30 protein-coding genes and 1 tRNA gene are annotated in these 25,325 nt (G+C 72.7%); 5 read left to right on the top strand and 26 right to left on the bottom strand.

Translation table 11 applies throughout. The features are described 5' to 3' along the window. The 3 genes from IEX42_RS04515 to IEX42_RS04525 are packed head-to-tail and all read right to left on the bottom strand — an operon-like array spanning position 1 to position 2,815. Complete coding sequence (locus tag IEX42_RS04515; protein WP_188778607.1) at positions 1–783, bottom strand: esterase/lipase family protein; 783 nt, start codon at positions 781–783, stop codon at positions 1–3. A gap of 24 nt (positions 784–807) precedes the next feature. After that, positions 808–1,119, bottom strand: a complete 312-nt coding sequence (locus IEX42_RS04520) for a hypothetical protein (RefSeq protein WP_188778609.1) — start codon at positions 1,117–1,119, stop codon at positions 808–810. A gap of 10 nt (positions 1,120–1,129) precedes the next feature. After that, positions 1,130–2,815, bottom strand: coding sequence for a sodium:solute symporter family protein (locus tag IEX42_RS04525; protein ID WP_188778611.1), 1,686 nt, complete (start codon positions 2,813–2,815; stop codon positions 1,130–1,132). A 141-nt stretch (positions 2,816–2,956) separates the two neighbouring features. Between IEX42_RS04525 and IEX42_RS04530 the strand changes: the two genes are divergently transcribed. Beyond that, complete coding sequence (locus IEX42_RS04530) at positions 2,957–3,688, top strand: dienelactone hydrolase family protein (protein ID WP_188778613.1); 732 nt, start codon at positions 2,957–2,959, stop codon at positions 3,686–3,688. Between the two features lie 49 nt (positions 3,689–3,737). Here the strand turns inward: IEX42_RS04530 and IEX42_RS04535 are convergent, their stop codons facing one another. Together IEX42_RS04535 and IEX42_RS04540 are read right to left on the bottom strand one after the other, a co-directional pair. After that, positions 3,738–5,150 carry an MFS transporter gene (locus tag IEX42_RS04535; RefSeq protein WP_188778615.1) on the bottom strand — a complete coding sequence of 471 codons (1,413 nt, stop codon included), beginning with the start codon at positions 5,148–5,150 and terminating at the stop codon, positions 3,738–3,740. After that, positions 5,147–5,767 carry an FMN-binding negative transcriptional regulator gene (locus tag IEX42_RS04540; protein WP_188778617.1) on the bottom strand — a complete coding sequence of 207 codons (621 nt, stop codon included), beginning with the start codon at positions 5,765–5,767 and terminating at the stop codon, positions 5,147–5,149. Before IEX42_RS04540 ends, IEX42_RS04535 begins: the two co-directional genes overlap by 4 nt. 131 nt (positions 5,768–5,898) lie before the next feature. On the opposite strand from IEX42_RS04540, the gene IEX42_RS04545 reads away from it, so the two are divergent. The 4 genes from IEX42_RS04545 to IEX42_RS04560 are packed head-to-tail and all read left to right on the top strand — an operon-like array spanning position 5,899 to position 10,482. After that, positions 5,899–6,567: a TetR/AcrR family transcriptional regulator gene (locus tag IEX42_RS04545; RefSeq protein WP_188778619.1), complete on the top strand. Its 669-nt coding sequence runs from the start codon at positions 5,899–5,901 to the stop codon at positions 6,565–6,567. Continuing rightward, complete coding sequence (locus tag IEX42_RS04550) at positions 6,564–7,850, top strand: MFS transporter (protein ID WP_188778621.1); 1,287 nt, start codon at positions 6,564–6,566, stop codon at positions 7,848–7,850. Before IEX42_RS04545 ends, IEX42_RS04550 begins: the two co-directional genes overlap by 4 nt. Next, a complete protein-coding gene (locus tag IEX42_RS04555; RefSeq protein ID WP_188778623.1) occupies positions 7,847–9,148 on the top strand; it encodes a type III PLP-dependent enzyme domain-containing protein in 1,302 nt (433 codons plus the stop codon). The genes IEX42_RS04550 and IEX42_RS04555 overlap by 4 nt, the downstream gene beginning before the upstream one ends. Then, entirely contained in the window at positions 9,145–10,482 is a 1,338-nt protein-coding gene (locus IEX42_RS04560) for a D-arabinono-1,4-lactone oxidase (RefSeq protein ID WP_188778625.1), read from the top strand. The genes IEX42_RS04555 and IEX42_RS04560 overlap by 4 nt, the downstream gene beginning before the upstream one ends. Positions 10,483–10,536: 54 nt before the next feature. Here IEX42_RS04560 and IEX42_RS04565 read toward each other — a convergent pair. The 21 genes from IEX42_RS04565 to IEX42_RS04665 form a co-directional block, all read right to left on the bottom strand. Then, positions 10,537–10,609, bottom strand: a tRNA-Ala gene (locus IEX42_RS04565). A 307-nt stretch (positions 10,610–10,916) separates the two neighbouring features. After that, the gene (locus IEX42_RS04570) at positions 10,917–11,531 is read right to left on the bottom strand and encodes a histidine phosphatase family protein (RefSeq protein ID WP_188778626.1); all 615 of its coding nucleotides are present in this window, start codon (positions 11,529–11,531) and stop codon (positions 10,917–10,919) included. Continuing rightward, positions 11,528–11,887, bottom strand: coding sequence for a ribosome silencing factor (rsfS, locus tag IEX42_RS04575; RefSeq protein WP_188778629.1), 360 nt, complete (start codon positions 11,885–11,887; stop codon positions 11,528–11,530). The genes IEX42_RS04570 and rsfS overlap by 4 nt, the downstream gene beginning before the upstream one ends. Next, entirely contained in the window at positions 11,874–12,503 is a 630-nt protein-coding gene (gene nadD / locus IEX42_RS04580) for a nicotinate-nucleotide adenylyltransferase (protein ID WP_188778631.1), read from the bottom strand. Before nadD ends, rsfS begins: the two co-directional genes overlap by 14 nt. Before the next feature lie 14 nt (positions 12,504–12,517). After that, entirely contained in the window at positions 12,518–12,655 is a 138-nt protein-coding gene (locus IEX42_RS04585; protein ID WP_188778633.1) for a hypothetical protein, read from the bottom strand. Positions 12,656–12,671: 16 nt separating this feature from the next. Continuing rightward, complete coding sequence (locus IEX42_RS04590; RefSeq protein ID WP_188778634.1) at positions 12,672–13,127, bottom strand: VTT domain-containing protein; 456 nt, start codon at positions 13,125–13,127, stop codon at positions 12,672–12,674. After that, the gene (locus tag IEX42_RS04595) at positions 13,124–14,371 is read right to left on the bottom strand and encodes a glutamate-5-semialdehyde dehydrogenase (protein WP_188778636.1); all 1,248 of its coding nucleotides are present in this window, start codon (positions 14,369–14,371) and stop codon (positions 13,124–13,126) included. The genes IEX42_RS04590 and IEX42_RS04595 overlap by 4 nt, the downstream gene beginning before the upstream one ends. Positions 14,372–14,428: 57 nt before the next feature. After that, positions 14,429–14,815, bottom strand: coding sequence for a DUF8830 family protein (locus IEX42_RS04600; RefSeq protein WP_188778638.1), 387 nt, complete (start codon positions 14,813–14,815; stop codon positions 14,429–14,431). Between the two features lie 75 nt (positions 14,816–14,890). After that, a complete protein-coding gene (proB, locus tag IEX42_RS04605) occupies positions 14,891–16,051 on the bottom strand; it encodes a glutamate 5-kinase (protein ID WP_188778640.1) in 1,161 nt (386 codons plus the stop codon). After that, positions 16,048–17,592: a GTPase ObgE gene (gene obgE / locus IEX42_RS04610; protein WP_188778642.1), complete on the bottom strand. Its 1,545-nt coding sequence runs from the start codon at positions 17,590–17,592 to the stop codon at positions 16,048–16,050. Before obgE ends, proB begins: the two co-directional genes overlap by 4 nt. 89 nt (positions 17,593–17,681) lie before the next feature. After that, positions 17,682–17,939, bottom strand: a complete 258-nt coding sequence (gene rpmA, locus IEX42_RS04615; protein WP_188778644.1) for a 50S ribosomal protein L27 — start codon at positions 17,937–17,939, stop codon at positions 17,682–17,684. A 42-nt stretch (positions 17,940–17,981) separates the two neighbouring features. After that, entirely contained in the window at positions 17,982–18,290 is a 309-nt protein-coding gene (rplU, locus tag IEX42_RS04620; protein WP_188778646.1) for a 50S ribosomal protein L21, read from the bottom strand. Positions 18,291–18,479: 189 nt separating this feature from the next. Further along, a complete protein-coding gene (locus tag IEX42_RS04625; protein WP_188778648.1) occupies positions 18,480–19,358 on the bottom strand; it encodes a lysozyme in 879 nt (292 codons plus the stop codon). Positions 19,359–19,601: 243 nt separating this feature from the next. Then, positions 19,602–20,273, bottom strand: coding sequence for a hypothetical protein (locus IEX42_RS04630; RefSeq protein WP_188778650.1), 672 nt, complete (start codon positions 20,271–20,273; stop codon positions 19,602–19,604). A gap of 54 nt (positions 20,274–20,327) precedes the next feature. Next, complete coding sequence (locus IEX42_RS04635; RefSeq protein ID WP_188778652.1) at positions 20,328–20,822, bottom strand: GNAT family N-acetyltransferase; 495 nt, start codon at positions 20,820–20,822, stop codon at positions 20,328–20,330. Further along, the gene (locus IEX42_RS04640; RefSeq protein WP_268236426.1) at positions 20,809–21,744 is read right to left on the bottom strand and encodes an RluA family pseudouridine synthase; all 936 of its coding nucleotides are present in this window, start codon (positions 21,742–21,744) and stop codon (positions 20,809–20,811) included. Before IEX42_RS04640 ends, IEX42_RS04635 begins: the two co-directional genes overlap by 14 nt. Continuing rightward, the gene (gene lspA / locus IEX42_RS04645) at positions 21,741–22,349 is read right to left on the bottom strand and encodes a signal peptidase II (RefSeq protein ID WP_188778654.1); all 609 of its coding nucleotides are present in this window, start codon (positions 22,347–22,349) and stop codon (positions 21,741–21,743) included. The genes IEX42_RS04640 and lspA overlap by 4 nt, the downstream gene beginning before the upstream one ends. After that, positions 22,322–23,194, bottom strand: a complete 873-nt coding sequence (locus IEX42_RS18275) for a TraR/DksA family transcriptional regulator (protein WP_308422196.1) — start codon at positions 23,192–23,194, stop codon at positions 22,322–22,324. Before IEX42_RS18275 ends, lspA begins: the two co-directional genes overlap by 28 nt. A gap of 175 nt (positions 23,195–23,369) precedes the next feature. Next, positions 23,370–24,257 carry a DivIVA domain-containing protein gene (locus tag IEX42_RS04655; RefSeq protein ID WP_188778658.1) on the bottom strand — a complete coding sequence of 296 codons (888 nt, stop codon included), beginning with the start codon at positions 24,255–24,257 and terminating at the stop codon, positions 23,370–23,372. A gap of 132 nt (positions 24,258–24,389) precedes the next feature. Then, positions 24,390–24,692: a YggT family protein gene (locus IEX42_RS04660; protein ID WP_188778660.1), complete on the bottom strand. Its 303-nt coding sequence runs from the start codon at positions 24,690–24,692 to the stop codon at positions 24,390–24,392. A 6-nt stretch (positions 24,693–24,698) separates the two neighbouring features. After that, on the bottom strand, positions 24,699–25,280 hold the full coding sequence (locus tag IEX42_RS04665; protein WP_188778662.1) for a cell division protein SepF: 582 nt from the start codon (positions 25,278–25,280) through the stop codon (positions 24,699–24,701). Positions 25,281–25,325 lie beyond the last annotated feature (45 nt).

The following is a 25,325-nucleotide window of genomic DNA, read 5'->3' on the forward strand; positions in this document are numbered from 1 at the left end:
CTAGCCGCAGTCCACCCGGCCCGGGCGGGACGGCGCCGCCTTGCCGATCGTCGCGTCCAGCGCGGCCAGGCTGACCGGGTCGCGCGGCAGGTTGCCGTGGTCGGTGGAGCGGTCCGGACAGTACGTCTGGATCCGCAGGTTCAGCGCACCCTCGAGCTCGGCCGTGTCCGTGGGCACGACGGTCCGGTCGGCGTCGGAGCGCACCGTCACCCACCGCTGCTGGTCCGGCGTCTCGTCCCCGGCGTCCAGGCGCCGGATCAGCGAGGAGTCGGTGGCGAGGGCCTCGCAGCCCGCCGGGCACCCTCCGGCGGCGTCCTTGGCCTGCTGGGCGACCTCGGTGCCGTGGTGCGGGCTGCCGACGGTGAGGACCCGGCGTACGAGCGCGTCGCCGCCGTCGTACCGGATGAAGACGCGGGCCACGATTCCGCCCGCCGAGTAGCCGACGAGGTCCACCGATTCCGCCCCGGTCCGGGCCAGCACCCGGTCGACGAAGCGTGCCAGGGCCCGGGCCTCGGTACGCAGGTCGCCGGTGCCGTCACCGGGCGGGTCGAAAGGGTACGCCGCTCTCCCGAGGGCACGCGCCCGGTCCGTGAGGGGCTCCAGGTCGCCCGCGTCGCCGCCGTACCCGGGCACGAGCACCACCGGTCCGGGGTCGTCCTGGGACGGCCCCGAGCCGGTCGAGCGCACGACCAGGACGACCGCCCCCGCCACCACGACGACGACCAGGGCGCCGAGCAGCGCCAGCACCAGCCGACGACGCGCCGGCGCGAGGGAGTCGAGCACCGGGCAAGCCTAGGCAGGCCGGCCTCAGTGCGCCGAGTGGCCGCCCATCTCCTCGGCCTCGGCCTTCTGCTTGGCCAGCTCGGCCTCGTCCACGATCGTCGGGCGGAGCATCGCCCAGCCCTGCATGAGCACGGCGAAGACCACGAGCGCGATGCCGACCCAGAGGTTGGCGTTGCCGGGCGTCTTCGTCCCCGTCGTCGTGGTGTCGGAGCCGAAGATGCCGGCAAGGACCAGGATCACGCCGAAGATCCCCATCAGGGCGGCGATGAAGGTGCGCACGTCGAACGCGCCGGCGGTGTGCCTGACCGGCTGCTCGGTGGTGTCGGACTCGCTCATGACTGGCTCCTCACCAGAAGATGATGTTCAAGATGATGACCATGACCAGACCCACACCGGCGAGCTTGGTCGGCTGCTGCCACCAGGACAGCTTGCCCTCGGAGTCGTCGTGGAAGTCGGACTTCGGGGTGAGGCTGTAGACGAGGCCCCGCAGTGACGACTCGGGCTTCGGCGCGGTCACCAGGGTGACCGCGACGCTGACGATCAGGTCGACCACGAAGGCGGCACCGGCGGCGACGAAGCTCGCGCCCTGCCCCGTCAGACCGATCACCCCGAGCGAGAGGCCGCCGAGCACGTCGGTGCCGAGGACGCTGACGACGATCGCGGCCACCGTGCCGGAGACGAGCCCGATCCACCCGGCGCTCGCGGTCATCCGCTTCCAGAACATACCGAGGATGAAGGTCGCGAAGAGCGGGGCGTTGAAGAACCCGAACAACGTCTGGAGGTAGTTCATGACGTTGGAGTACGACGCCGCGAAGGTCGCCGTACCGATGGCGACCACGGTCGCGCCGACGGTGGCCCACCGCCCGACGGTGAGGTAGTAGCCGTCCTCGCGGTCCTTGACGACGTACGTCTGCCACAGGTCGTAGGAGAACACCGTGTTGAAGGCCGAGATGTTCGCCGCCATGCCGGCCATGAAGGCCGCCAGCAGACCGGTGACCGCCAGGCCGAGCAGGCCGTTGGGCAGCAGGTCGCGGATCAGGTAGAGGATCGCGTTGTTGTAGTTGGGACTGCCGCCGGAGTTCTTCGGGTCGGAGATCTCGTTGACCAGCACCGCGGCGATCATGCCCGGCAGGATCACGATGAAGGGGATGAACATCTTCGGGAAGGCACCGATGATCGGCGCCCGCTGGGCCGCCGAGATCGACTTCGAGGCCATCGCTCGCTGCACCTCGACGAAGTTGGTCGTCCAGTAGCCGAACGAGAGCACGAACCCGAGCCCGAAGACGATCCCGATCACCGACAGCAGCGAGCTGTCGAAGCCGGTCAGTCCGTTCCCGGGCCAGGACGAGAGCTGCGCCGACCCGCCCGCGCTGGCCGTCACCTTGTCCTTCAGACCACCCCAGCCGCCGACCTTGTTCAGACCGATGATGGTCAGCGGCGTCAGGGAGGCGACGATCACGAAGAACTGCAGGACCTCGTTGTAGATCGCCGCCGACAGCCCGCCGAGGGTGGTGTAGGTGAGCACGATCGCGGCGGCCACGATCAGGGAGACCCAGAGCTTCCACCCGAGGATGATCTCGACGATGTTGGCCAGGAGGTACAGGTTGATGCCGGCGATCAGGAGCTGGGCGACGGCGAAGCTGATCGCGTTGACCAGGTGGGCCGTCGGTCCGAACCGGCGCAGCATGAACTCGGGGACCGAGCGCACCTTGGAGCCGTAGTAGAACGGCATCATCACGACGCCGAGGAACAGCATCGCCGGCACGGCGCCGATCCAGAAGAAGTGCACCGACGGCAGTCCGTAGTTCGCGCCGTTGGCGGAGTTGCCGATGATCTCGACCGCCCCGAGGTTGGCCGAGATGAACGCCAGCCCCGTCACCCAGGCCGGCAGCGAGCGACCGGAGAGGAAGAAGTCCAGGCTGCTCGAGACGGCGCGACGCGCCATGATCCCGATGCCGAGGACGAAGACGAAGTAGATCGCGATCACCAGGTAGTCGACCCAGTTCGTGCCGAGTCTCAGTGCGTCACTCATGTCCGGTGCTCCTGTTGTACGTGTGCACACCGGGATCGGTGGTGCGCGCGGCAACTTACTCCTCGGCGCGAGCAGTGCCTAGCGCGAGGACCGCCGTTGTTGAATCGTCACCTTCCGCGACGGCAGTGGCAGCATGCGGTCATGGCGACGACGGAGATCTCCCTGCCCGACTCCCCCGGTGGCAGCCGGGGCCTGCGCGGCGTCCTGGCCGAGCCGGACGGCCCCGGCCCGCACCCCGGCGTGGTGGTGGTGCACGAGGCCTTCGGGGTCGACGACGTGATGCGCCGTCAGGTGCAGCGGCTGGCCGATGCGGGCTTCACCGCACTGATGCCGGACCTGTTCTCCCAGGGCGGTGCGCGTCGCTGCCTCGTGGCCACCATGCGCGCGCTGCTCGTTGGCGAGGGGCGGGCGTACGTCGACATCGAGACCGCCCGGGCACACCTCGCGGCGCGGTCCGACGCGAACGGCTCGGTGGGCGTGATCGGCTTCTGCATGGGTGGCGGCTTCGCCCTGATGACGGCCGCAGGACACCGCTTCGACGCCGCCTCGGCGAACTACGGGCAGCTGCCACGCCACCTCGACGCGGCACTCGAGGGGGCCTGCCCGGTCGTGGGGTCCTACGGCGGCAAGGACCCGTCGCTGCGCGGAGCCGCCAGCAAGCTCGCCGGCGCCCTGGCCCGGCAGGGCGTACCCCACGACGTGAAGGAGTACGCCGAGGCGGGGCACAGCTTCCTCAACGACGCACCCAACATCCCTGGCCCGGCGCTCGTCGGCCGGGTGGTCCAGCGGGTCCTCCACGTCGGACCGGAGCCGGACTCGGCCACGGACGCGTGGCGGCGGATCGAGGCGTTCTTCGACGAGCACCTGCGGTGAGCGGCCCGAGCCCGGCCGAGGTCGTCGACCTGCAGCACCGGCCGCCCGCTCAGGCACCCGCGGACGGCGGCACCTCGTCGTCCTCGAGGACGTCGTTGCGGACGAACAGGGCAGCGACGACCCCACCGAGCGCCACCGCGCCGGCGGCGATCCACAGCGCGTGCCGGTAGCCGGGCGTGAAGACCGACGGGTCGGCGTAGCCGGCGCCGCTCAGCCCGACCAGTGCCGGTACGGCGGCCACCGCGAGCAGCTGTCCCGTGCGCGCCACGGCGTTGTTGACCCCGGACGCCATCCCGGCGTGCTCGGCGGGAGCGGCCGCAAGCGCCGCCGCGGTGAGCGGTGCGACGAGGGCGGAGAGCCCGGCACCGAAGACGACGACGCCGGGCAGCACGTCCACGGCGTACGACGCCCCCGGGCCGACGCGGGAGAGCAGCAGCAGGCCGACGGCCGCGAGCGCCGGCCCCACGGTCATCTGCACGCGGGGACCGATCCGGGCGGCGAGCGCGCCGGAGCGCGGGGAGAGCAGCAGCATCAGCACGGTCACCGGCAGGCTCGCCACCCCTGCTTCGACCGGCCCGAAGCCGGCCGAGACCTGCAGCTGGACGACGAGCAGGAAGAACAGCAGGCCGATGCCGCCGTACACGACGAAGGTCACCGCGTTGACCGCGCTGAACTGCGCGGAGGCGAAGACCCGCAGCGGCAGGACCGGGTACGCCGCCGTCCGCTCGCGCAGCGCGAACGCGGCGCCCGCGACCACCGCCACGCCGAGCGCCGGCAGCAGCGCCCGCCCGCCCTCGATCAGCGCGTAGCTGAGCGATCCGAGGGCCACTGCTCCGGTCACACCGCCCAGCCAGTCGACGTGCTGGCCCTCCACCGTCGCGTCTCGGCTCTCCGGCACGTGCCGCAGGGCCACCAGGACCACGAGCGCGGCGAGCGGGACGTTGATGAGGAACACCCACCGCCACGACGCGACGTCCACCAGCCAGCCGCCGAGCAGCGGCCCGACCGCGGTGGCCACGCCGCCCAGCCCGGACCAGGCGCCGATCGCCCGCGCGCGGTCCGCGCGCTCGAAGCCGGCCTGCAGGATCGACAGGCTGCCCGGCGTCAGCAGGGCGGCGCCGACGCCCTGCACGGCGCGGGCGGCGATCAGCATCGTGACGTCGACCGACAGCCCGCACACCAGCGAGGCGACGGCGAACCAGACCACCCCGAGGAGGAACACGCGGCGCCGGCCGAAGAGGTCGCCCAGGGTGCCGCCGAGGAGGATGAACGACGCGAGCGTGAGCGCGTACGCCGTGACCGTCCACTGCAGCCCCGTGAAGCCCGCACCCAGGGAGTCGCCGATCGCCGGCAGCGCGACGTTGACGACGGTGGCGTCGATGCCGGCGAGGGCCGAGCCGAGGATCGTCGCGAGCAGCACCCAGCGCCCGGAAGGGATGGCGAGCCGCAGTCCCCCGCTCACGGCAGGGCGCGACCCGCCGCGACCGCGGCAGCCACCGCGGGCGCCTCGTCTCGCAGGCCGCCGACGACGCCCGCGCGGTCGGCCTCGGAGCGGTTCTGGCTGAGCTTGGCCTTGCCCTCGGCCCGCTCGACCCGCACCTCGACCCCGACGATGCCGCGCAGCTGGCCCTCGGTGAACGCCACCGGTGCGTCGGCCACCGCCCAGGGCTCGACCCGGCCCGCCTCGTGGTGGTCGGTCAGCCCGGTCACGGCGTCGCGCAGCCAGTCGACGTCGCGGACGACGCGGGCGGTTCCGGTCAGGTGGACCGCCGAGTAGTTCCAGGTCGGGACGACGCGCCCGTGCTCGGCCTTGGCGGCATACCACGACGGCGAGACGTACGCGTCGGGCAGTGTGCACACCACCAGCGCCGGCGCACCGTCCGTCTCCGGGATGCTGCGCCAGTGCTCGTTGGCGAGCGCCATGTGGGCGACCACGACGTCCTCGCGCCAGAGCACCGGCAGCAGTGTCGCGAGGGGTACGCCGTCGGGCCCCACCGTCACCAGCTGCGCCGTACGAGCGGCCCGGACCATCGCGCGCAGGTCGGACTCGGAGACGGCGTTGGCGGGAGGCACGTACACGCCCGCGACCCTATCGAGCGGGAGCGGTCGGAGCACGGCCTCGCGCACGACGTCGACGCCGCTGGTCGGTGGATAGTCCGGAGGCCTTGCCGGCTCGCTCGGCGTGTGGGACTGTCAGCCCACCTTACCGAGTGGGACACCTGACCCACTTCGGAGCCGACCAGGAGCGGGGCGGGCAGATGCCACGGATCAGCGCGGTCGAGCGCCGGGCCCTGCTCTGCGAGGCGGCGCTGCTCGTGCTCTCGCGCGACGGCCTCGGTGCGCTGACCACCCGGGCGGTGGTGGCCGAGGCCGGGATGTCGCTGGCCAGCTTCCACTACGCGTACGACTCGCGCGAGCAGCTGCTGGGCGACGTCATCGCGGCGGTGATCGCGAAGGAGCGTGAGGCGGGGCTCGCTGGTCTGCTCGCCGAGGCGGGCAGCGCCGAGCAGGCCCTGCGGGCCGCGGTCCGCGGCTACCTCGCCCTGCTCCGTGCCGACCCCGGTCGCGAGCAGGGCATGCTCGAGCTGACCCAGGCTGCGCTGCGCACCGAGGCGCTCTCGCCGCTGGCCGCCGCGCAGTACCGGCACTACCACGACGTCGCGGCCGACCTGCTCGCCCAGGTGGCCACGCGTCACGACGTCGTCTGGAGGGCTCCGCTCGCCGACCTCGCCGCGCTGGTCGTCGCGCTCACCGACGGCATGACGCTCGCCTGGCTCGCCGAGCGCGACGACGCTGCGCTGGACCGTCTGGCCGACCTCGCCGTGGCCGCGCTGGTCGGACAGCTCGAGCCCGCCCTCGCCACCGAGGCCGCGCGATGAGCCGGGACACCGCCGGGGTGGGCACCACACAGGCACCCGCCGAGCCCACCACCCGCGTCGGAGGCCGCTGGCTGAGCCTGTTCACCCTGGCCTGGCTCGGCGTCTGGCTGGCCCAGCTGACGCCGATCCAGCTGCTGCTGCCCGAGCAGGTCGACGCCGTCCGCGGCTCGTCGGCGTTCACCACCGGCGCCGGCGACTGGGTCGGCAGCGTCGTGGCCTTCGGTGTCGTCTCGGCCGTCGCGGGCGTGCTGGCGCTCGTGGCGTACCCGCTCGCCGGCCTGGCCTCCGACCTCACCCGCTCGAGGCTGGGACGACGACGGCCGTGGGTGGGGGTCGGCACCGCGCTGTTCGCCGGCGGGCTGCTGGTCCTGGGTCGGCAGCAGTCCCTGCCCGGCGTCACCCTCGGGTGGAGCCTGGCGCTCGTCGGCTTCTGCGTGCTCACCGCCGCGATCACCGCGATGATCTCCGACCAGGTCCCGGTCGACCAGCGTGGCCTGGTCTCCGGCCTGGTCTCCGCCCCGCAGGCGGTCGGCGTGATCCTCGGCCTCGCGGTGGTGACCGCCGCCGGCTGGGGCGCGGTCGGCGGCTACACCTTCTCGGCGGTCGCGCTCGTGCTGCTCGTGGTCCCGTTCGCCCTGCTCGTGCGCGATCCGGCGGTGGCGCGCGGGCCTCGGCTCGGTCGGCGCGAGCTGCTCGGCGCGTGGTGGGTGGACCCGCGACGGCACCCCGACTTCGGCTGGGCACTGCTGGGCCGGCTGCTGGTCAACCTCGGCAACGCGCTCGGCACCACGCTGCTGCTGTTCTACCTCGAGTACGGCCTGCGCCGCGACGACGCCCCCGGCGACCTGCTGACCCTGTCTGTGGTCTACATGGTCTTCGTCATCGCCACCTCGGTGTGGCTCGGCCGCCTCAGCGACCGGCTGGGCCGCCGCAAGCCGTTCGTGGTCGCCGCGGCGCTCACCCAGGCGCTGGCTGCCCTGTTGCTCGTCGCCGCGTCCTCGCTGCCCCTGGCCGTCGTGGCCGCGGGGCTCTCGGGCGCCGGCTACGGCTGCTTCCTGGCCGTCGACCAGGCGCTGGCCACCCAGGTGCTCCCCGACCCCGAGACCCGGGCCAAGGACCTCGGCATCATGAACGTCGCCGTGGTGGCTCCGCAGGCCTTCGGCCCGCTGCTCGGTGCCGGCCTGGTCAGCCTGACCGCCGGCTTCGGGCTGCTCTTCGTCGTCTCGGCGCTGACCGGTCTGGCCGGCGCCGCCACCACCTGGTTCGTACGGAGTGTGCGATGAGCATCCATCCCGGTGACAGCCCCGCCCGACCACTGGCCGCGGTCCCCGACCTCGCCACCCCTCCCGGACAGGAGCCGTGGCGCGAGCCGCAGCGGTGGTGGCCCGCGCTGGACGCGGCCACCGCCTCCCTCGACCCGCCGCTCGGGGTCCTCTCGCTCGAGGCGCTGCGCTGGAACGCCCACGACCTGCTCCGCCGCGCGGCCGGCCTGCCGATCCGACTGGCCAGCAAGTCGGTGCGCGTGCGCGGGGTGATCGAGGCGGTGCTGGCCCTGCCCGGCTGGGCCGGCGTGCTGGCGTACACGCTGCCCGAGGCGCTCTGGCTGGCAGCCGGAGAGGCCGGGCAGCGCGACGTCGTCGTCGGCTACCCCACCGTCGACCGCGCAGCGCTGGCCGCGCTCGCCGGGTCGCCCGAGCTCGCCGCGCGGGTCACCCTGATGGTCGACGACGTCGCGCAGCTCGACCTCGTCGACTCCGTTGTTCCGCCGAGCCGGCGACCGGCGCTGCGGGTCTGCCTCGAGCTCGACGCGAGCTACCGCCACCGGCTGCTCGGTCACGTCGGGACGCTGCGCTCACCGGTGCGCGAGGCCGCCGACCTCCAGACGCTGGCTCGCACCGTCGTCGCGCGGCCAGGCTTCACGCTGGTCGGGGTGATGGCCTACGAGGGGCAGATCGCCGGGCTCGGCAACGCCGGGAGCGGACGCGGTCACGTCGTACGCGCCCTGCAGCGGGCCTCGGCGCTGGAGCTGGCCGAGCGGCGCGGCGCGGCCGTCTCCGCGGTCCGGCGGGTGGCCGACCTCGAGTTCGTCAACGGTGGCGGCACCGGCTCGGTGGAGTCGACGCACGCCGACCCCTCGGTCACCGAGGTGGCCGCGGGCTCGGGGCTCTTCGGGCCGCACCTGTTCGACACCTACGCCCACTTCTCCCCCGCACCGGCGGCAGCGTTCGCCCTCGGTGTCGTCCGCAAGCCGGCGCCGGACGTCGTCACCCTGCTCGGCGGCGGCTGGGTGGCGTCCGGTCCCCCGACGGCGGACCGGCTGCCGCAGGTGGTGTGGCCCCAGGGCCTGGCCACCGTGGGGCGGGAGGGCGCCGGCGAGGTGCAGACGCCGCTGCGCGGCGAGGCCGCGCGGTCGATGGCCGTGGGCGACCGGGTGTGGCTGCGCCACACCAAGGCCGGCGAGCTGAGCGAGCACGTCGACCGGCTGGTGCTCGTCGAGGGTGGGCCGGGGCTGGACACCGGCGAGGCCCGCACGGTCGGCGCGCTGGACACGTACCGAGGCGAGGGGAAGGCCTTCCTGTGAGCACGAGCAGCACGAGCGCCTCGGCGGCTCGGTGGCGCAACTGGGGCCGGTGCGTCTCGGCCGAGGTGGCCGAGGCGGCTCGGCCGCGCAGCGTCGCCGAGGTCGCCGACGTCGTACGCGCCGCGAGCGAGCGAGGACTGCGCGTCAAGGCGGTCGGCGCCGGACACTCGTTCACCCCGGTCGCCGTCACCGACGGGGTGATGCTCGACCTCGACGCCCTCAGCGGCGTGACGGGCGTCGAGCCCGTGACGGGCCGGGTACGCCTCGGGGCGGGAACCCGGCTGTGGCAGCTGCCCGCGCTGCTCGGTCCGCTCGGCCTCGCCCTGGAGAACATGGGCGACATCGACCGGCAGAGCATCGCCGGCGCGATCTCCACCGGCACCCACGGCACGGGCGCACGCTTCCGCGGCCTCAGCGCGCAGGTGGCGGGCGCCCGGCTGGTCACCGCCGACGGCGAGCTGCTCGACGTCGACGCCGACCACCACCCCGAGCTGCTGCCGGCGGTGCAGCTGGGCCTGGGGGCGCTCGGCGTCCTGGTGGAGGTGACGCTGCAGTGCGTGCCCGCCTTCCTGCTCCGTGCGCACGAGAGCTCGGCCAGGCTCGAGGACGTGCTCGACGGCGCGGCCGACCCCGGCGGCTTCTTCGACTCCGGGGACCACGTCGAGGCGTACTGGTGGCCGGGCACCGACACGGTCGCCACCAAGCGCAACACCCGCCTCCCGCTCGACACGCCCCACCGGCCACCCGGCCGGCTCTCCCGGCTCGTCGACGAGCGGCTGGTGCAGAACGGCGCCCTGCGCGCGGTGTGCGCGGCCGGGACGCTCGCGCCCGCGCTCACCCCGCCGCTGAACCGGCTGGCGACGCGCGTGCTGGGGCAGAAGACGTACACCGACCACGCGCACGCGGTCTTCACCAGCCCGCGCACGGTGCGCTTCCGCGAAGGCGAGTACGCCGTCCCCCGTGCGGCCCTGCCCGACGCCGTCCGAGCGCTGCGGGACCTCGTCGAGCGCCGCCGGTGGCGGATCTCCTTCCCCGTCGAGCTGCGGGTGGCGGCTGCTGACGGCGTGTGGCTCTCGACCGCGTACGAGCGCGACGCGGGCTACGTCGCGGTGCACCGCTACTGGCGCGAGGACCCCGAGCCGTACATCGGCGAGGTCGACGCCCTGATGCGCGACTTCGAGGCTCGGCCGCACTGGGGCAAGCTGCACCACCAGGACGCCGCCTCGCTGGCCGAGGTGGTGCCCCGGCTGGGGGACTTCTCCGCCGTGCGCGACCGGCTCGACCCCGACCGGGTCTTCGGCAACGACTACCTCGGCATGGTGCTCGGCGACTGAGGCCGTGCACCATGCGCCGACCGGACGCCAAGGGCGCGAGACGCGATCATCGGGTGGAGCTGAGGGGATTCGAACCCCTGACCCCCTCCATGCCATGGAGGTGCGCTACCAACTGCGCCACAGCCCCGGGTGGGACGTCGCCGCCTCTCGGCGAGCAACCTGGTGAACTCTAGCCAACGAGGGCGGCGGACGCGAAATCGGGGCCGGGTCTGCCGTGGTCCCCGTCCTCGTCTGTCTCACGGCTGCCGGTCTCGACAACCGCTCCCTCGCTGGCGCTCGGTCGGGCTCGACCACCGATGGTGGCGGTCGGTGGGCGGCTCACCGGGTCTCGACGTCCTCCCTCGCTGGCGCTCGGTCGGGCTCGACCACCCGCGCGTGCACACTGACACTCGGTCGGGCTCGATCACCCAGGGACGACGACACCACCCGCGCGCCTACGCGTGCTGGTTCCAGGTGTCCAGCCGGGTACGCCCGTCCTCGTCGGAGACGAGAACGCCCCAGTGGCAGTTGTTCATGCCGCGGATGACGCGGTCGGCCTCGGGGGGCAGGCCGAGGAGGCCGACGACGGCGGCCTTGAGGCTCCAGCCGTGGCCGACGGCGATGCCGGTCTCCCCCGGCTCCAGTGCGGCCAGGCCGTCCTGGAGCGCGGGGACGGAGCGGGCGAGGAGGTCCCCGCGGGTCTCGGCGCCGGCGACGTGGGCGTAGCCGGTCTCCCGCCAGCGCGCGTGCTCCTCGGGGAAGGCCTCGGCGAACTCGGTGGTCGTCAGGCCGGCCCGCTCGCCCAGGTGCAGCTCCTGCAGGCGCGGGTCGACGACCGGCTCGAGCCCGGCGGCCGTGGCGACGTACGACGCCGTCTCGCGTGCCCGGGTCAGGTCACTGGTCCACAGCCGGACGGGCCCGAGAGCGGCGAGAACGCTCGCGGCAGCGGCCGCCTGCGCGTGGCCGGTCTCGTCCAGCGCGATGTCGGTCTCGCCCTGGGCGCGGAGGACGACGTTCCACGACGTCTGCCCGTGCCGCAGGAGCACCAGCCGGCGAGGCGCTGCGCTCACGTCAGCTGCAGGTCGATCGTGGGGCAGTCGCGCCAGAGCCGCTCGAGAGCGTAGAACTGCCGCTCCTCCTCGTGCTGGACGTGCACGACGATCTCGGCGTAGTCCAGCAGCACCCAGCGGCCGTCCCGCTCGCCCTCACGGCGCACGGGCTTCGCGTCCGCCTCGCGCAGCGCGTCCTCGACGGCGTCGACGATGGCCTTCACCTGACGGTCGTTGCCGGCCGAGCAGATGACGAACGCGTCGGTGATGACGAGCTGGTCGGAGACGTCGAAGGCGAGGACGTCGGTGGCCAGCTTGTCGGCGGCCGCCTGCGCGGCGGTGCGGACGAGGTCGAGGGCGTGGTCAGTGGCGGTCATGAGCGGCTCCGGCGTACAGGTCGTGCTTGGCGATGTACTGCACGACCCCGTCGGGTACGAGGTACCACACCGGCTCCCCGCGGGAGCGGCGTGTGCGGCAGTCGGTCGAGGAGATGGCCAGCGCCGGGATCTCGATCAGCGTGATCCGGTCCGTCGGCATCCCCTGCAGCGCGTCCTCGTCCAGCTCGTGGCCGGGGCGCGTGCAGCCCACGAAGTGGGCGAGGTCGAAGAGGTGCTCGTGGTCGCGCCAGCCCAGCAGCGCGGCCATCGCGTCGGCACCGGTGATGAAGTACAGGTCCGTGTCGGGGTAGACCTCGGCGAGGTCGCGCAGCGTGTCGATGGTGTACGTCGGCCCCGCACGGTCCACGTCGACGCGCGACACCGTGAACCGCGGGTTCGACGCCGTGGCGATCACCGTCATCAGGTAGCGGTGCTCGGCCGCCGAGACCTCGCGCTCGGCCTTCTGCCACGGCTGCCCGGTGGGGACGAAGACGACCTCGTCGAGGTCGAACCAGGACTGGACCTCACTCGCGGCCACCAGGTGGCCGTGGTGGATCGGGTCGAAGGTGCCGCCCATGACGCCGACGCGTCGACGGCGACCTCGCGGCTGCTCCATGGACGGGCGAGCGCTCAGGAGTGCTCGCGGCCCTTGCCCATGGCGAGCAGCCCGAGCAGGGCGCCGATGAGGATCACCAGGACGATCAGGGCGATGAGGAAGGGCGCCGCTCCGGGGCCCTCCTCGGCGGCGAGCACGGTGACGAGAGGCATGTGCGCGATCCTAGCGTCACCGCAGGATCAGGTGCGCTCCGCCCAGGATCGCCCAGAAGAACAGAGTCCGCCCCGCCAGACCCGCGAGGAAGAACACCACGACGTTCATCCGCAGCGTCCCGGCGACGATCGCCATCACGAAGAACGGCGGCACCCCGATCAGCGCCGACCCGAAGGTGAGCACTCCGGCGGTGCCCGGCCGCGCCTGCATCCGCGCGGTCCACTTCTCCAGCTGGGCCTTGCGTCGCGGCGACTGCAGACGCCGCTGCAGGAACGGCGCCTGCATCGAGCCGCGCGCGAGGTAGTACCAGACCAGCTTGCCGAGGTTCATCCCCAGCGACCCCACCAGCGCCACCTCCCACGCGGCGGCGTCGGAGCGGGCGTAGGCGAGGACGATGTACGCCTCCATGTTGAACAGCGGGACCGCGCTGGACAGGATCCCGTAGCCCAGGGTCAGCAGCAGCAGCTTCACGATCGGGTCTGGCCGTGCCCGGAGACGACGTACTTGGTCGTGGTCATCTCCGGCAGCCCCATCGGTCCGCGCGCGTGCAGCTTCTGCGTGGAGATGCCGATCTCGGCGCCGAAGCCGAGCTCGCCGCCGTCGACGAAGCGCGTGGAGGCGTTGACCAGCACCGCCGCCGCGTCGACCTCGGCGACGAACCGGTCGGCGGCGCTGCGGGACTCGGTGACGATCGCCTCGGAGTGGCCGGTGGACCAGCGTCGTACGTGGTCGATCGCGGCGTCGAGGTCGGGGACGACACGAGCGGCGATGTCCAGGGAGAGGTACTCGGTGGCCCAGTCCTCCTCCGTCGCCGGTACGACGCCCGCGTGCGCCGCGAAGCGCTCGTCGCCGTGCACCGTCACCCCGGACTCCTGCAGCAGCGCGACCAGGCGGGGTACCAGCTCGTCGGCCACGGCCTCGTGGACCAGGAGCGACTCGGCGGCGTTGCAGACCGACGTCCGCTGGGTCTTCGCGTTGGCCACGATGGACAGCGCCATGTCCAGGTCGGCCGAGGCGTCGACGTACACGTGGCAGTTGCCGACGCCGGTCTCGATCACGGGCACGGTCGAGGACTCGACCACCGACCGGATCAGGCCGGCGCCGCCACGTGGGACCAGCACGTCGACCAGCCCCCGGGCCCGCATGAGTGCGGCGGCCCCCTCGCGCCCCTCCCCCGGGACGAGCGCGACCAGGTCGGCCGGCAGCCCGGCCTCCTCCAGCGCGGTGCGCAGCACGCGGACCACGACCGTGTTGCTGCGAAGCGCGCTGGCCGACCCGCGGAGGAGGACGGCGCTGCCGGCCTTGAGGCAGATCCCGGCGGCATCGGTGGTGACGTTCGGTCGCGCCTCGTAGATCACGCCGACGACCCCGAACGGTACCCGGAGCTGACGCAGCTCCAGCCCGTTGGGAAGTCGTGAGCCACGCACCACCTCGCCGACCGGGTCCGGCAGCGACGCGACCTGCCGCAGCCCTTCGGCCGTGGCCGCGACCCGCTCGGCATCGAGACGCAGCCGGTCCAGCAGGTGCGCGGCCGTGCCGCTCTCCCGCGCCGCCTCGACGTCCTCAGCGTTGGCCGCCAGCACGTCCGCACGGGCCTCGAGAACGGCGTCGGCCATCGCGTGCAGCGCGGTGTCCTTGACCGCGCGCGGAGCCGTGGCCAGCCGCCGCGACGCCTCTCTGGCGCGGTCGGCGACCGCGCGGAGGTCGTCGGGCATGGGCGCGAGCCTATCGACGCCCGGACCCCGCCCCGGCGGCACCGTCGCTCGGCGGCCTCAGAGCGGCTGTGGCCGCACCTCCTGCGGGCTGATCGAGCCCGGTGGGGCGGTGTTGCCGCCCTCGTGCAGCTGCTGCTCGGTCACCTCGAGACCGAGCACCTCCCAGCGTGGCAGACCGGCCGACTCACGGTGCTCGTTCCACAGCCGCAGCGCCAGCGAGGCGACGTCGAGCATCGAGTCGCCCTCGTCCCAGAAGGCCACCTCGGCGCCCTCGTCGGTGAACCGCATGGTGTCCAGGAAGGGGCGTTCCTCGGAGAAGCGCAGCAGCGCCGAGCGCATCAGCATCGGCTCCACCGGCTCGCCGCCGACCGTGACCTTCACGTACCAGTGCCGTGGGCCACCGGTCGTCGCCGTGCCCGATCCCGACTCCGCAGGGGTCTCCATCCCCGTCCTCCCTCCCGTTGGCCCGAAGTCTTCCAAATCCCGACGGACGGCACAGCCGAACCGAGGACATCGCGCTCAGGGCGGCGTCGGTCCCTCCAGGACGACCAGCGCGTCGCGGTGCACGATCTCTCGCTCGTACGCCGCCCCCCGCTCCTGCGCCAGCGCCATCGTGGACCGCCCGGCCAGGTCCGGGATCTCCGCGGCGTCGTAGTTGACCAGTCCGCGGGCGACCAGCTGCCCGTCGGGGCCGACGAGGTCCACCGGGTCACCGGACCAGAAGTCCCCCTCGACGCCGGTCACGCCCGCAGGGAGCAGCGACGCGTGCCGTTCGGCGACGGCGCGTACGGCACCCGCGTCGAGACGGACGACGCCCTTGCCCTCGGTCGCGTGGGCGAGCCAGAGCTGACGGGTCGAGCGACGCCGGCCCGTGGTGTGGAACAGCGTGCCCACGGGCTCCCCGGCCAGCGCCCGACCGGCACTCGGTGCGTCGGTGAGCACCACGGGGATCCCGGCGCCGGTCGCGATCCGGGCCGCGTCGAGCTTCGTCCGCATCCCGCCCGTGCCCACACCGGCGGTGCCCGCTCGGGAGACGTCGACGTCGGCGAGCTCGGCGAGGTCGTGGACCTCCGGGATGCGCTGTGCGCCCGGCCGGTCCGGGGCGTCGTCGTAGAGCCCGTCGACGTCGGAGAGCAGGACCAGCGCGTCGGCGCGCACCAGGTGCGCCACCAGGGCGGCCAGCCGGTCGTTGTCCCCGAAGCGGATCTCGCTGGTGGCGACCGTGTCGTTCTCGTTGACCACCGGCACCACACCCAGCTCGAGCAGCCGGTCGAAGGTCTGTGAGGCGTTGCGGTAGTGGCTGCGGCGCGTCACGTCGTCCTGGGTCAGCAGCACCTGCCCGGTCACCAGCCCGTGACGGGCGAACTCCGCGGTGTAGCGGTGCACGAGCAGCCCCTGGCCCACCGACGCGGCGGCCTGCTGCGCCGCCAGGGCCCGCGGGCGGCGGGCCAGCCCCAGCGGCGACAGCCCGGCGGCGATGGCGCCGGAGGAGACGAGGACCACCTCGGTGCCGCGCCCGCGTGCCGCGGCCAGGGCATCGACCAGTGCGGCGAGGCGGTCCGGGTCGATCCCGCCGGCGGCCGTCGTCAGCGACGACGACCCGACCTTGACCACGACCCGGCGCGCCTCCACGACCTCCGGCCGGCCCTGAGACCGACGCTGAGGCCGGTCCTGGGTCACAGGTCGTTCTCCCAGGTGTCGCTCCCCTGCTCGTCGTCCGGCTCCGCGTCCGGGTCGGCGACGCCGATTCGCCGCGCCACGTCGGCCCGGGTCTCCCCCTCGGCGCGAGACGGCATCGCCGCATCGATCTCCCGGCGGCGCTGGGCTGCCGGGCGCGTGGTCGTGAAGCGCTGGTCCTCCCCGCGTCGGCCCAGCATCTCCGCACCCGCCTCCATCGAGGGGCGGAAGTCGAAGACCACGGCGTCGTCGGGGTCGCCGATGAGGACCGCGTCGCCCTCGACCGCGCCCAGCTGGACCAGCCGCTCCTCGACCCCGAGCCGGTTCAGCCGGTCGGCGAGGAAGCCGACGGCCTCGTCGTTGCTGAAGTCGGTCTGGCGGATCCAGCGCTCCGGCTTGTCGCCGCGCACCCGCCAGCCCTGCCCACCCTCGACGGTGACGCTCTTGACCGTGAAGTCGGGCCCCGACGCGGTGGCGGGTCGGATGACGATGCGCTCGGTCTCGACGATCGGGGCCATCGCTCGCTGGTCCTCGACCAGCTTCGCCATCGCGAAGGACAGCTCGCGCAGGCCCTCGTGGCTGGTCGCCGACACGACGTGGACGGGCCAGCCGCGCTCGGCGATCCGGGCGGCCCAGTCCTGGTCGGCGGCCATGATCTCGGCCATGTCCCGCCCGTCGGGGACGTCGACCTTGTTCAGGGCGACCAGGCGCGGCCGGTCGGCGAGTCCGCCGTACTGCTCCAGCTCGCGCTCGATCACGTCCAGGTCGCTGAGCGGGTCCCGGCCGGGCTCGACGCTGGCCAGGTCGACGACGTGGACCAGCGCGGCGCACCGCTCGACGTGGCGCAGGAAGTCCTGGCCCAGCCCACGACCCTCGCTGGCCCCCTCGATCAGGCCGGGGACGTCCGCGACGGTGTACGTCGTCTCCCCCACGCGGACGACGCCCAGGTTCGGCACCAGCGTGGTGAACGGGTAGTCGGCGATCTTCGGCCGGGCGCGGCTCAGCGCGGCCACCAGGCTGGACTTGCCGGCGCTGGGGAACCCGACGAGACCGATGTCGGCCACCACCTTGAGCTCGAGGTGGATGTCGAGCTCGTCGCCGGGCTCGCCGAGGAGCGCGAAACCGGGGGCCTTCCGCTTGCTCGAGGCGAGCGCCGCGTTGCCGAGCCCGCCCTTGCCGCCGTGGGCGACGACCATCTCGGTACCGGGGCCCACCAGGTCGGCCAGGACCTCGCCCTGGGGGTCGGTGACCACCGTGCCGTCCGGGACCGGGAGCACCAGGTCCTGCCCGTGCGTGCCGTTGCGGTGCGCGCCGGCGCCGTGCCCGCCGTGCTCCGCCCGCCGCGCGCGACTGTGGTGGTAGTCGATCAGCGTGGTGACGTCGGGGTCGACCCGCAGCACCACCGAACCACCGGGGCCGCCGTTGCCACCGTCGGGCCCGCCGAGCGGCTTGAACTTCTCGCGGTGCACCGAGGCGACACCGTGCCCGCCGCGCCCCCCGACGACGTGCAGCGCAACCCGGTCCACGAAGGTCGGGACCGCCATGGCGTGCTCCTCTCAGTGACGAGGTGGACAGACGACGAGGGCGCCTCCGGGATCACCCGGAGACGCCCTCGCAGCAGATCAGGACCGGGTCACTCCCCGGTCGGCAGGATGTTCACCACGCGGCGACCGCGCCGGGTGCCGAACTCGACCGCACCGGCGGTCAGCGCGAACAGCGTGTCGTCGCCACCGCGACCCACGCCGGTGCCCGGGTGGAAGTGCGTGCCGCGCTGCCGGACGATGATCTCGCCGGCGTTGACGCTCTGGCCGCCGTACCGCTTCACGCCGAGGCGCTGGGAGTTGGAGTCGCGACCGTTCTTGGTGGACGCGGCGCCCTTCTTGTGTGCCATGAGTTCAGTCCTTCGTACGTCGGAGCCGGCGGCCTGCGTGGCTCAGAGGGAGATGTCGGTGACCTTGACCTGGGTGTACTTCTGGCGGTGACCCTGGCGCTTCTTGTAGCCGGTCTTGTTCTTGTACTTCTGGATGACGATCTTGGGGCCCTTGGTCGCGCCGAGGACCTCGACCTGGACGCCGGCCTTGCCGAGCGAGGACGCGTCGGAGGTGACCGACTCGCCGTCGACGACCATCACCACGGGGAGGGTCAGCGACTCGCCCGCGGCGGTCTCGACCTTGTCGATCTCGATGACGTCGCCCACGGCAACCTTCTGCTGCTTGCTGCCACTGCGCACGATCGCGTACACGAGCCACTCTCCTCGGAACTTGTCTCTGTCGGTGCCGCGCTGCCGCGAGTCAGCCTCTGGTCGGCACTGGAGGGGACCAGGAGCGACCGGCGCGCGTGAGGGCGTGCGTGAGCACGCCGAAGACCAAGAGTACGGGGCGGGCCGGAGGGGGTCAAAATCGCGGCCCCCTCCTGCCCGCCCCGGGGAGTCTCAGCCGTTGGCCAGCTTGGTGAGCTGGGTGGCGGCGCCGTTGAACCGGTCCTGGTCCAGCGGCGACGAGGAGTACTGCCAGAACGTGTAGTAGCCCCAGCCGGACGGCAGGGTCCCGGCGCTCGAGGAGTACCGCGCGATCCACAGCGGGTTGGTCGTCGAGAACGCCGAGGTGTTGCCGGTGCACGTGGTCCACCAGTCGGTGGTCGAGTAGATCACCGCGTCCCGGCCGGTCAACGACTTGTAGGTGGACAGGAACGAGGAGATCCAGCTGCGCATCGACGCCTGGCTCAGGCCGTAGCAGGTGCCGCCGGAGTACGGGTTGTACTCGATGTCGAGCGCGCCGGGCAGGGTCTTGCCGTCCTTCGACCACCCGCCGCCGTGCTGGACGAAGTAGCGCGCCTGCGTGGATCCGGCCGAGCTGCTGGGGACCGCGAAGTGGTAGGCGCCGCGGACCATCCCGACGTTGTAGGAGCCGTTGTACTGCTGGGTGAAGTACGGGCTGGTGTAGGAGGTCCCCTCGGTCGCCTTCACGTAGGCGAACCGCTTGCCCTGGCTGTAGTACGTCGACCAGTTGACGTTGCCCTGGTAGCTCGCGACGTCGATCCCCGCGACCGTCGCGCTCACGGCCTGCTTGCGGGCCTGTGCGGCGTCGGCCGCCTTGCCGGAGGCGGAGGTGTCGGCGGAGGTGGGTGCCGACCACCCCATGAACCCGCCGCCTGCCCGGGTGACGCCGGCTGCGCGGGCCGAGCCGTTCGGCGTCGAGCCCGTGTCGTCGGCACTCGCGCCGCCTCCGGCGGCCAGCGCCGGGGCTGCGAGGGCGACGGTGGCGGACAGTGCGGCCCCGAGGGCCAAGGTGGTGCGCTTGCGGTGTGACATGCGAGACGACCTCACTGGTGACGTCGGGCCCGGCCCCGAGTGGTCGGACCCTCGTAGTGGCCCTCCTACCCACGGCGAGCCGGTCTCAACCATCCCCGTCACACCGGTCGACGTCCACCCCGGCAGTCGACGAGCGCCTCGACCGCTCGGACGCGGGCCGCCCCACACGTGCACGGTGCCCGGCCCGGGTCGCAGTGGCTGCGACCCGGGCCGGGCACTCGTACGGGCGTCGGAGGTCTCTCGTCAGCTGGTCGGGCCGTCCTCGTCCGCCGACGGGGTCGCCGGGGCCGACGGGTCCGGGGTCGGGGCCTCGGAGTCCGACGTGGCGGTGGCCTCGGGAGCCGGGTCCGGGACCGCGGTCGGGGCCGGCGGCTTGTTGGCGGCCGGCGTGCTCGGGGTGGTCGGTGCCGGCGGCGTGTACGACGACTGCCAGGTGTCGGAGGGACCGCTGCGCAGCTTGGCCACGGCGTAGGCCGCACCGCCGATGACACCGAGCAGCACGAGCTTCTTCAGCCGGCTCTTGCGCTTCTTCTGCTTGGGGGTCGGCTGACCGGTGACCTCGGCCCGCTTGGTCTCGGCGTACGCGCGGGCGTGCTCCGCGCCCTCCGCGGCACGCTCACGCGCGTCCTCGAGGTAGGGCTTGGCACGCTTCTGCGCCTCGGCCACCGCCGGGCCCGCGGCCGCGACCGCACGGTCACGCGCCTCGGCCAGCGCGGGGCCGGCCTTGTCCCGGGCGTCGGCGAGCGCCGGACCCGCCTTGTCACGGGCGTCCTTCAGGGCCGGACGGGCGGTGTGGTCGACGAAGTCCCCGACGGCGTCCCGGGTCTGCTCGAGTGCCGACTCGACGTGCGGGCGCACGGAGTCGACGTAGTCGGCAGCCTGGTCGAGGAAGGTCTTCTTCTTGCGGAACGGCATGGTCGGTCACTCTCCTGTTCGGCGTTGGGACGAACCTATCTGTACCCACCGACGTCACGACAAGCGCACCGGACCTGCGGGCGCGTCGGACGTCCAGGTCATCCGCACGTCGGGGGCACGCTCCTCGTTGTCGTGCCCGTCGGTGGTCTCGACCTCGACGAGGCCGTGGCGCCGGTAGAACGCCCTCGCCGGGGCGTTGGAGACGAAGACCCACAGCCCGAACCCGGCCGGGCGCAGTGCCTTGACCAGCTCGATCAGCGCCGAGCCGACACCGCACCGCTGGTGGGCGGGCGCGACGTACAGGGCGTCGAGCCAGGTGGGGGTGAGCGTGACGTAGCCGAGCAGGCCGACGTCCCCGCGGGCGACCCAGGTCTCCTGGGTGCCCGAGCGCACCGTCCGGGCGACGTGGCGTCGTACGTCCTCGCGCGGGTGCACCGCCGGCGGCATCAACGGATAGGCCGCCTCCCGCGCCGCGAGGTGGAGCGCGGCCACCTCGTCGGCGTCGCCGGCCACCGCAGGCTGCAGGACGACGTCCTCAGACCGCGTCACGGATCCGGTCGAGCGCCTGCTGCAGGTCCTCGGGGTACGTCGTGGAGTACTCCACGTGCTCGCCGCTCTCCGGGTGCTCGAACCCGAGACGCACGGCGTGCAGCCACTGCCGCTCGAGGCCCACGCGCCGGGCGAGCGTGGGGTCGGCGCCGTAGGTGAGGTCACCGACGCACGGGTGGGCCAGCGCGGACATGTGGACCCGGATCTGGTGCGTGCGCCCGGTCTCCAGGTGCACCTCGAGCAGGCTGGCGAAGCGGTGCGCCTCGAGCGTGTCGTAGTGCGTGACGCTGGGCTTGCCGTCGGCCCGCACCGCGAACTTCCAGTCCGAGCGGGTGTGCCGTCCGATCGGGGCGTCGACGGTGCCGCGGAGCGGGTCGGGGTGCCCCTGGACGAGAGCGTGGTAGACCTTGTCGATCGCGCGCCGGCGGAACGCGTTCTTGAGCACGGAGTACGCGTGCTCGGACTTGCAGATCACCATCACGCCCGAGGTCCCGACGTCCAGCCGCTGCACGATGCCCTGACGCTCCGAGGCACCGCTGGTCGCGATCCGGACGCCCGCGGCCCGCAGGTGACCGACGACGGTCGGGCCCGACCACCCCGGCGAGGGGTGCACCGCGACCCCGACCGGCTTGTCGATCACGACGATGGCGTCGTCCTCGTGGACGATGCCGATGCCCTCGACGGTCTCCTCGACCACCTCGAGCGGATCGGCCACGGACGGGATCTCGACCTCGAGCACGGCACCGGCCGAGAGCCGGTCCGACTTCGCGACCACCCGGCCGTCGAGGCGTACCAGTCCGTCGTGGGCCAGCTCGGCGGCCCGGGTGCGGGAGAGCCCGAACATCCGTGCCAGACCGGTGTCCACCCGCTCGTCGCTCAGCCCGTCGGGCACCGGGACCGTGCGGTGGTCGGCACCGCTCACGCGGCAGACCCCTCGTCGGGCCCCTCGTCGGGCTTCGCCTCGGTCCGGTCGGCCTCGCGGCGACCGTCCAGGCGTACGCCGCGGAACGCCTGCAGCACCAGGACGACGGCGCCGACGTTGATGCACATGTCGGCGACGTTGAAGACCGGCCAGGACGGCAGCTGGAGGAAATCCACGACGTGCCCGCGCATCGGACCGGGTGCCCGGAACAACCGGTCGGCGAGGTTGCCGGTCACGCCCGCCAGCAGCAGACCCAGTCCCACCGACCACAGCGGCGTCCGGGCCCGGAACCCGAACCAGAGGACGACCACGCTGGCGACGATGGCCAGGACGCTCAGCCCCACGGTGAACTGGGTGCCCGTGCTGAAGGCCGCCCCCGGGTTGAAGACGAGCGTGAACCGCAGCAGGTCACCCACGACGCGTACCGACGCCCCGTCGGCCAACCGGTCGGCGGCGAGCGCCTTCGTGACCTGGTCGACGACCAGCGAGAGGACACCGACGCCCAGGAAGGTGAGGACGTACGGTCCCGGCCGGCGCTTGCGGGTGGGTGGGGTCGTCGCGTCCGCCTCGGCGCCGTTCAGCGCCGCTCCTCCCGCTGCTTGCATGACATGCACAGTGTGGCACGCGGGAACGCCATCAGTCGCAGCTTGCCGATCGGCTCCCCGTTGCGCTCGCACACGCCGTAGCTGCCGTCCTCGATCCGCTCCAGCGCGTGCCGGGTCTGGTCCAGCATGTCGCGGGCGTTGTTGGCGATCGAGAGCTCGTGGTCACGCTCGAACGAGCTCGACCCGACGTCGGCCTGGTCGTGACCGGACCCGTCCCCCGAGTCCACCATCAGGTCGTGCAGCCCCGAGTCGGCGTCCTCCAGCTCGGCCGACAGGCGGGTGACGTCCTCCTCCAGGTGCTGACGGACCTCACCCAGCTCCGCGGACGTCCACGGGTCCTCGCCCTCGCGCACCACCAGGGCAGCCGGACCCGCGCCGCGGGCGGTCGTCTTCGCGGACGTCTTCTTCGCCGTCTTCTTGGCCGTCTTCTTCGCAGGTGTCGCCTTCGTCGACGGCTGCTTCGTCGCCGACTTCTGGGCGGGCGTGGACTTCGTGGCGGCCGTCTTCTTCGCGGCGGACTTCTTCGCGGGAGCGGAAGCGTCCGCCGTGGCCTTCGCGGTCGTCTTCTTCGCGGGCGTCTTCTTCGCCGGCGCCGTCTTCTTCGCCGGCGCCGTCTTCTTCGCCGCCGTCTTCTTCGCCGCCGTCTTCTTCGCCGCCGACTTCTTCGCCGCCGACTTCTTCGCCGCCGACTTCTTCGCCGCCGACTTCTTCGCCGGAGTCGAGGCGGCCTTCTCGGCAGGCGTCGACTCGGCCGAGCCGGGCTCGGCGGTGGGGGCGCCGCGGCGCACGGCACGGCGTACGGCGGACCCGGCGCGGCTCGCGAGCGACTTCTTGGGGGTGGCCACGTGGACTCCTTCGCAGCGGCTCGTGCCGGGTGCACGAGTCGGGTGGACAGTAAGGGTGCCGACGGCCACCGACAAGTCACACGCCGTACCGCGAGGGGTGGAGACCGCGGCGGAGCAGCAGAACGGGCCCGGAGCCATGTCGGCTCCGGGCCCGTTCGGGCGACTCAGTCGGCGCTCAGACGCCGTCCTCCTCGCCGAGCAGCGACCGCAGCCGCTTCGGCGGACGCTCCGCAGAGGCGAGCGGGGACAGCCCGCCCTCCGACCCGTCGCCGGTCTCCAGCGCGTTGAGCTGCTGGGTGAAGTAGTTCTTCAGCCGGCTGCGGTACTCGCGCTCGAAGGTCCGCAGCGTCTCGATCTCGCCGTTCAGGCGACCGCGCTCCTTCTCGAGGTCCCCGACCAGCTTCGTACGCCGCTCGGTCGTCTCGGAGTCCAGCATCTGAGACCGCGACCGTGCGTCGGACTCGATCTTGTCGGCCTTGGTCTTGGACTCACCCTGGACGCGGTCGGCCTCGGCCTGGGCGGTGGTGAGGATCTGCTCGGCCTCGGCACGCGCCTCGCCGACGAGCTGCTCGGCGTTGTTGGTGGCGATCTCGAGCAGACGCGCGGCAGCGGCGGAGGCCTCGGGGACCGTGGAGACCCTGATCTCCTGGGGGCCGCTGACGCTGGTGCTGGTCGGCGTGGCCTCGACCGCGGTCTCGGCGACCGGGGCCGGGGGCGTCTGGGAGCCCGGCAGCGAGGCCGGCGGAACCGCGGCGACCGCCTGCGTCTCCTCGGGCAGGCTCGGCTTCTCCGGGCCCGGCTTCGCGGCCGGCTCGTCCTCGACGGCCGGCGTCTCGGGCGCGTCGACCGGCGCGGCCGGAGCATCAGCGGCACTCGCGCCGCTCGCAGCGTTGTCCTCCGCGACCCGGACCTGCTCGCGCAGGTCGTCGTTCTCCCGGATCAGGCGGGCCAGCTCGGCCTCGACCTCATCGAGGAACTGGTCGACCTCACCCATGTCGTAGCCCTCGCGGAGCCGCACCGGTGTGAATCGCTTGTTGCTCACGTCATCCGGTGTCAACGGCATGACCTTCACCCACTTCGTTCTTCGAGAGGGACCTCTGTCCCGTGCCTGCACGACAATAGCGGCAACACGGCCTACGTGCTCTCACTGGAGGCAACTTCCGTCACAACAGTGTTCTGCAGATGTTGCTTTCGCTCACAGCCCGCCGGAGAGGAAGACCAGACCGTTCACCCGTTGCAGGACCAGGCAGACGATCAGCACGACCATCGGGCTGAGGTCGAGACCCATCCCTCCCAGACGCACCATCGGCAGGACCTTGCGCACGGCCTTGATCGGCGGGTCGGTGATCGAGTACACGATCTCCAGCAGGGCGAGGACGATCCCGCGTGGTCGCCAGTCGCGGGCGAACAGCTGCACCCAGTCCATGACGAAGCGGACCAGCAGCAGGAAGACGAACAGTCCGAGCGCCCACGCGATGATCTGGCCGACGATCAGCATCTGCTCTCAGCTCTGGTTGAAGAAACCGCCCTCGGCGATCCGCTGCTTGTCCTCGGCGGCGACGAAGACGTTGGGCGGCGAGAGCAGGAAGACCTTGCTGGTCACACGCTCGATGCTGCCACGGACCGAAAAGATGAGGCCAGCTGCGAAGTCGACCAGGCGCTTGGCGTCGGCGTCGGTCATCTCGGAGAGGTTCATGATCACCGGGATGCCGTCGCGGAAGTTCTCCCCGATGACCTTGGCCTCGTTGTACGTCCGCGGGTGCAGCGTCACGATCCGCGACATCGCCGAGGACGCCGTGACCGGGGCCGCCGTGGGCGCAGCCGCGGGAGCGGCCGTGCGACGCCGGTCGGCCAGGTGGGCGACCTCGCCGCGCTGGGGCGGTACGTCGGGGCGCCGGGTCGTCGTGGTGTCCTCCGCGTCGGCCACGACCGGACGCGCACGCCCGCCGTCGCGCGGGGTCGGGTGCCCGCCCCGCTCGGCCCGCTCGACGGGCTCGCGGCGCGGCTCGTCGTCGTAGCCGAACTCGTCCTCGGCCCCCTCGAGCAGTCCGAGGTAGACGCCCATCTTGCGCATCGTGCCGCTCATCAATGTCCTCCGTGACCGCCGGTGCCCCCGATGGAGCCCTCCAGC

Source organism: Marmoricola endophyticus (assembly GCF_014644415.1).
Lineage (GTDB): Bacteria > Actinomycetota > Actinomycetes > Propionibacteriales > Nocardioidaceae > Marmoricola > Marmoricola endophyticus.

What these genes read in the sequence shown, in the direction of transcription:
- IEX42_RS04520 (WP_188778609.1), bottom strand. Translation starts at nt 1,119, where the DNA reads ATGAGCGAGTCCGACACCACCGAGCAGCCGGTCAGGCACACCGCCGGC.
- IEX42_RS04525 (WP_188778611.1), bottom strand. Translation starts at nt 2,815, where the DNA reads ATGAGTGACGCACTGAGACTCGGCACGAACTGGGTCGACTACCTGGTG.
- IEX42_RS04530 (WP_188778613.1), top strand. Translation starts at nt 2,957, where the DNA reads ATGGCGACGACGGAGATCTCCCTGCCCGACTCCCCCGGTGGCAGCCGG.
- IEX42_RS04550 (WP_188778621.1), top strand. Translation starts at nt 6,564, where the DNA reads ATGAGCCGGGACACCGCCGGGGTGGGCACCACACAGGCACCCGCCGAG.
- IEX42_RS04555 (WP_188778623.1), top strand. Translation starts at nt 7,847, where the DNA reads ATGAGCATCCATCCCGGTGACAGCCCCGCCCGACCACTGGCCGCGGTC.
- rsfS (WP_188778629.1), bottom strand. Translation starts at nt 11,887, where the DNA reads ATGACCGCCACTGACCACGCCCTCGACCTCGTCCGCACCGCCGCGCAG.
- nadD (WP_188778631.1), bottom strand. Translation starts at nt 12,503, where the DNA reads ATGGAGCAGCCGCGAGGTCGCCGTCGACGCGTCGGCGTCATGGGCGGC.
- IEX42_RS04585 (WP_188778633.1), bottom strand. Translation starts at nt 12,655, where the DNA reads ATGCCTCTCGTCACCGTGCTCGCCGCCGAGGAGGGCCCCGGAGCGGCG.
- IEX42_RS04595 (WP_188778636.1), bottom strand. Translation starts at nt 14,371, where the DNA reads ATGCCCGACGACCTCCGCGCGGTCGCCGACCGCGCCAGAGAGGCGTCG.
- IEX42_RS04600 (WP_188778638.1), bottom strand. Translation starts at nt 14,815, where the DNA reads ATGGAGACCCCTGCGGAGTCGGGATCGGGCACGGCGACGACCGGTGGC.
- obgE (WP_188778642.1), bottom strand. Translation starts at nt 17,592, where the DNA reads ATGGCGGTCCCGACCTTCGTGGACCGGGTTGCGCTGCACGTCGTCGGG.
- rpmA (WP_188778644.1), bottom strand. Translation starts at nt 17,939, where the DNA reads ATGGCACACAAGAAGGGCGCCGCGTCCACCAAGAACGGTCGCGACTCC.
- IEX42_RS04625 (WP_188778648.1), bottom strand. Translation starts at nt 19,358, where the DNA reads ATGTCACACCGCAAGCGCACCACCTTGGCCCTCGGGGCCGCACTGTCC.
- IEX42_RS04630 (WP_188778650.1), bottom strand. Translation starts at nt 20,273, where the DNA reads ATGCCGTTCCGCAAGAAGAAGACCTTCCTCGACCAGGCTGCCGACTAC.
- lspA (WP_188778654.1), bottom strand. Translation starts at nt 22,349, where the DNA reads ATGCAAGCAGCGGGAGGAGCGGCGCTGAACGGCGCCGAGGCGGACGCG.
- IEX42_RS04655 (WP_188778658.1), bottom strand. Translation starts at nt 24,257, where the DNA reads ATGCCGTTGACACCGGATGACGTGAGCAACAAGCGATTCACACCGGTG.
- IEX42_RS04660 (WP_188778660.1), bottom strand. Translation starts at nt 24,692, where the DNA reads ATGCTGATCGTCGGCCAGATCATCGCGTGGGCGCTCGGACTGTTCGTC.
- IEX42_RS04665 (WP_188778662.1), bottom strand. Translation starts at nt 25,280, where the DNA reads ATGAGCGGCACGATGCGCAAGATGGGCGTCTACCTCGGACTGCTCGAG.